Origin of the sequence: Nocardiopsis sp. TNDT3, assembly GCF_003427465.1 — a bacterium.
Classification (GTDB): domain Bacteria; phylum Actinomycetota; class Actinomycetes; order Streptosporangiales; family Streptosporangiaceae; genus Nocardiopsis; species Nocardiopsis dassonvillei.
Window position 1 is genome coordinate 1 of sequence record NZ_QPFC01000700.1, and the last position, 4971, is coordinate 4971.

Here is a 4971-nt window from a genome sequence, read left to right on the forward strand (position 1 = left end):
GGCGCAGCCCGCGCAGGACCGCCGCCGTGTCCAGGGCGGCCAGCGCGGCCTCGGCGCCCTTGTCCTCGGCGCTCCCCGGCAGACCGGCGCGGTCGAGCGCCTGTTCCAGGGTGTCACAGGTGAGCACGCCGTTGCCCACGGGGGTGGAATGGCGCAGCGCCACCTCGGTCAGGCCGTGGGTGACCGACTGGCACACGTAGTCGAAGTGCGGGGTGCCCCCGCGGATGACCGCGCCCAGGGCGATCACGGCGTCGTGCTTGCGGGCCAGCTCCTGGGCGACCACCGGGATCTCGACCGCTCCGGCCACCTCCACCACGACGGGCTCGGCCGCGCCCGAGGACGCCACCACCTCCAGCGCCCTGGTGAGCATCGGCTGGACCACACCCGCGTTCCAACGGGTCACGACGATGCCCACCGACATCCCCGAGGCGTCGACACCACTGCTGTCGGGGCGTCCTTCACCACTCATGGGCTCCTGCTTCCTCTCCGAACGAAGTGTGCGGCCCCGGACCACCGCCGGGGCGGGCGCCGCCCCGGCCTTCCGGGGCGCCGCGCGCGGGGCGGCCGGTCGGCCGCGCCGCAGGGCCGGGGTCAGCGGACGACGCCGGTCAGGTCGTGGCCCATGCGGTCGCGCTTGGTGCGCAGGTAGTCGATGTTGTCCTCGGTGACGAAGGAGGGCATCGCCACCCGCTCCTTGACCCGCACCCCGTGCTGCTCCAGTCCCTCGGCCTTGGCGGGGTTGTTGGTCAGCAGCCGCACCGACGACACCCCCAGGTCGGCCAGGATCTGCGCCCCGGCGCCGAACTCGCGCGCGTCGGCGGGCAGGCCCAGGCGCAGGTTGGCGTCCACGGTGTCCGCCCCCTGGTCCTGGAGGCTGTAGGCGCTCAGCTTGTGCAGCAGACCGATCCCCCGGCCCTCGTGGCCGCCAAGGTAGACGAGCACCCCGCGCCCCTCCTCGGCGATGTCGGCCATGGCGGCGTCCAGCTGGGCGCCGCAGTCGCAGCGGTGGGAGCCGAACGCGTCGCCGGTGAGGCACTCCGAGTGCAGGCGCGCCAGGACGTCGGTGCCGTCGGTCAGGTCCCCGTACACCAGCGCGACGTGCTCGGCGCCGTCGGCGGTACCCCGGTACCCGACCGCGCGCCACTGGCCGTACCTGTTGGGCAGGCGCGTCTGGACCGCGCGGGAGACCAGCGGCGGGTGGGCCTCGGCCTCGGTGAGCGCCTCCCCCAGCGCCTCGCGGTAGGCGGCGAGCTGCTCGACCGAGACCAGCTTGAGGCCGTGCTCGTCGGCGAACGCGCGCAGCTGGGGCAGACGGGCCATGGTGCCGTCGTCGTTGACGACCTCGGCGAGCACGCCCGCGGGACGCAGACCGGCCAGGCGGGCGAAGTCGACGGAGGCCTCGGTGTGGCCGCGCCGGGCCAGCACGCCGCCCGGGCGGGCGCGCAGCGGCAGGACGTGGCCGGGGCGCACGAAGTCGGCGGGGCCGCTGCCCTCCGCGGCCAGCAGGCGGATGGTGCGGGCCCGGTCGGCGGCGGAGATCCCCGTGGTGACGCCCTCGCGCGCGTCCACGGTGACCGTGTAGGCGGTGCGCAGGCTCTCCTCGTTGCGCGCGGTCATCAGCGGCAGGTCGAGGCGGTCCAGGTCCCCGCCCTCGAGGGGGACGCACACCACACCGGAGGTGTAGCGGATCATGAACGCCAGGAGTTCGGGCGTGGCGAGCTCGGCGGCGAAGATGATGTCGCCCTCGTTCTCGCGGTCCTCGTCGTCCACCACCACGATGGCCCGCCCCGCGGCGAACTCGGCGACGGCCTCCTCGATCGGGTCGAGGACGACGGCCTGGTCGATCGGTGTCGTGGCCGGGGTGGGTTCGGTGACGGTCATGGCCGCTCCCTGGGATGGATCGTGGATGTGGGTGCTGGGGCGGGCGGCGGCCCGCCCGCGCGGGTCCGCTCCCTCGTGCCGTGCGCGGGCGCTCACGCCCGCGGGCGGACCGCCGCCACGGCGGTGATGCGCTCGACGTACTTGGCGATGACGTCCACCTCGATGTTCACGGTGGCACCGGTGGCCAGTCCGCCCAGAGTGGTCGCCCGCAGGGTCTCGGGGATGAGGCTGACCTCGAAGAACTCATCCTCGGCGCCGGGCTCGCTGACCGCGGAGACGGTGAGGCTGGTGCCGTCGACGGTGATCGAGCCCTTCTCGACCACGTACGGCGACAGGTGGGCGGGCAGCCCGAAACGCAGAACGTCCCAGTTGTCGCCGGGATTCCGGGAGAGCAGGGCGGCGGTGCCGTCGACGTGGCCCTGGACGATGTGCCCGCCCAGGCGGCCGTCGGCGCGGGCGGCGCGTTCGAGGTTGACGGGGGAGCCCGGAGTCAGGCCGCCGAGGCTGGAGCGGTCCAGCGACTCCTTCATGACGTCGGCGGTGAAGGTGCCCTCGCCCCGGTCGACGACGGTCAGGCACACACCGTTGACCGCGATGGAGTCGCCGTGTGCGGCGTCCGAGCTGACCAGGGGACCCCGGACGGTGAGCAGTACGGCCTCGCCCGTGGTGCCCGCGGCCTGGATGGAGACGACCTCGCCGAGTTCCTCGACGATTCCGGTGAACACGCCCTTGCCTTCCCTTCGCCTGGTGGCTCCGGGGTGAGGGGACGCGTGGAGAAGGGTCCACGAACAGGACGGCACCGGGGCCGCGCGTCAGCGGACGCGGGCGGCGAGGGGCCGTCCCGACACGTACTGCCTCCCATCCGGACTTTCACCGTCGGTACCGGAATTCCACCGGTTCAACCGGCCGATGGACTCGGCCGGGTCGCGGACTGTCACCGCCGGTTCGGAATTACACCGACCCCGGAGCACGTGTTGAACTTGCTGGTAGGGATCCTAACCCCTCGTCAACAGGCGCGCCTAGCCGGTGTGACGCGAATCATCGGGCCCCGCCGGCGTCGGCGCGGACGGCGCGCGCCCGGTCGGGCGGCCCCGGCGGGCGTGTCGCCGCGACCGCGCGTCCCGCCCGCTCAGGAGGTCTCGGCCGCGGCCCCGGGCCGGGTGGCCAGGCCGCTGCGGACGAAGGCCTCCGGGGCCAGGAAGGAGGCCCAGAAGGTGATAGCGCCGTAGGCGGCGAAGGACACGGCGGCGTCGGCGAGCCCGCCCAGGTGGCCGAAGAGCACGCTCACGAACACCTGCACCAGCACGATCACCGAGACCCCCAGGACGAAACGGGCGGCCCGGGAGGCCAGGGTGCCCGCGGCGCTGTACCATCCGCGCCGGGCGAGCAGGGTGAAGCCCACCAGCCCGCCCAGCAGTGTCCCGGCCACGGTGTACAGGCCGGTGAGGGTTTCGGCGGCCGGGTCGGCGGGGACCGCGCCGATCCACTCCTGGGGGACCGTCCAGTCACCGCGCACCAGCAGCTGCCACAGGGTGGCCGCCAGGCAGGGCAGCAGGGCGACGGCCAGGGCGTAGCCCACCCAGCGGGCCGTGCCCAGCCCCAGCCACCAGGCGGTGACGCGATCCTCCCAGCGCAGGACCACCCACAGCAGGGCGGCGCCCAGCACCAGCCCGGCCACGACGTCGCTGATGAAGTGGGCGCCCAGGTAGACCCGCGAGAGCGAGACGAGCGCGATGACCGCGACCGCCGCCCACAGCACGGCGCGGCGGCCGGACCTGATGCCGAGGTAGCCCCAGGTGACGGTGGCGCCCTGGGTGTGCCCGGAGGGGATCCCGAAGCTGTCCGAACTCGTGTGGGCCGTGACGCGGGCGTCGAACCAGGGCGGCCGGGCCCCGTAGAGCAGGGACTTGAACAGCTGGTTGACCACGCCTGAGCAGGCCACCACGACGAACAGGCGCGCCCCCAGGCCGGGGTTGACGCACCAGAAGACCAGGGTGAGGGCGAGGATGACGAGCGTGTGGGAACCCAGGTGGGTGACCAGGCCCAGCGGGTAGGCGAGCCAGTCCCCCAGGCCCTGGAGCCAGAGGATGGGGGCGGTCTCCGCCTCCCACAGCGCGTCCGTGGCCAGGTGCTCGGCGGTCCAAGCGTTCAACGCGTACTCCCAGGGGTCCGCGCCTGGCAACGCGCTCACGCCGCGCCGCTCCCCCGCGCGCGCGAAGGCGGAGGGGAAGACGGAGCCGCGACCAAGCGAGATTCACGACTACGAGTCGCACAGCTTAGGGGGAGACGCCGGATGGGGCCAGCGAAGGGCGGAACCGTGTCGCGATCGTTGCGCAGACGGACGTTCGGTTGCGGGGGGTCGGGGCTTCGGGCTCAGGACCTGGCGGCGGCCCCGGTGGCGAGGGCGCGCAGGGATTCCACGGCCTTGGCCGGGTCCTGGGCCCCGTAGACGGCCGACCCGGCGACGAAGACGTCGGCTCCGGCCTCGGCGGCCCGCTCGATGGTCTCGTCGCTGACGCCTCCGTCGACCTGGAGCCAGACGGAGGCCTCGCGGCTGTCGAGGATCTCGCGGGCGCGGCGGATCTTGGGCAGGACCACGTCGAGGAACTTCTGTCCGCCGAAGCCGGGTTCGACGGTCATGAGCAGGAGCATGTCCATCTCGCCGACGAGGTCGGCGTAGGGCTCGACGGGCTCGGCGGGGTTGAGGGCCAGGCCCGCGCGGGCGCCGAGGCGGCGGATCTCGCGCAGCGTGCGCACGGGGGCCCCGGCGGCCTTGGCGTGGATGGTGACGCTGCCCGCGCCCGCTTCGGCGTAGGCGGGGGCCCATCGGTCGGGCTCCTCGATCATCAGGTGGCAATCCAGGGGGGTGTCGGTCGCCTTGAGCAGGGACTCCACGATGGGCAGGCCGAGCGTCAGGTTCGGGACGAAGTGGTTGTCCATCACGTCGACGTGGAGCCAGTCGGCGGACGGGGACACGGCGGCCGCTTCGTCGGCGAGGTGCGCGAAGTCGGCGCTCAGGATGCTGGGTGAGATCTGGATGGCCACGCGTGCAGTGTAGCCACGGAGGAGGGGGGCGGGTGGTCCGGGTGC

The 4971-nt window shown here is 73.5% G+C and carries 5 protein-coding genes and 1 riboswitch; all 5 genes read right to left on the reverse strand.

What is annotated here, in order from left to right; translation table 11 throughout:
- The coding region (gene ribH, locus DQW06_RS17410; protein ID WP_117198934.1) for a 6,7-dimethyl-8-ribityllumazine synthase at positions 1–469 on the reverse strand (469 nt) is incomplete at its 3' end.
- 122 nt (positions 470–591) lie between these two features.
- Positions 592–1881: a bifunctional 3,4-dihydroxy-2-butanone-4-phosphate synthase/GTP cyclohydrolase II gene (locus DQW06_RS17415; RefSeq protein WP_013151912.1), complete on the reverse strand. Its 1290-nt coding sequence runs from the start codon at positions 1879–1881 to the stop codon at positions 592–594.
- A gap of 92 nt (positions 1882–1973) precedes the next feature.
- The gene (locus DQW06_RS17420; RefSeq protein WP_071621617.1) at positions 1974–2606 is read right to left on the reverse strand and encodes a riboflavin synthase; all 633 of its coding nucleotides are present in this window, start codon (positions 2604–2606) and stop codon (positions 1974–1976) included.
- Positions 2607–2725: 119 nt separating this feature from the next.
- Positions 2726–2856, reverse strand: a riboswitch (FMN riboswitch).
- Between the two features lie 154 nt (positions 2857–3010).
- On the reverse strand, positions 3011–4033 hold the full coding sequence (locus DQW06_RS17425; RefSeq protein WP_117198933.1) for a phosphatase PAP2 family protein: 1023 nt from the start codon (positions 4031–4033) through the stop codon (positions 3011–3013).
- 221 nt (positions 4034–4254) lie between these two features.
- Positions 4255–4926, reverse strand: coding sequence for a ribulose-phosphate 3-epimerase (rpe, locus tag DQW06_RS17430; RefSeq protein WP_013151909.1), 672 nt, complete (start codon positions 4924–4926; stop codon positions 4255–4257).
- Between the last annotated feature and the right edge of the window lie 45 nt (positions 4927–4971).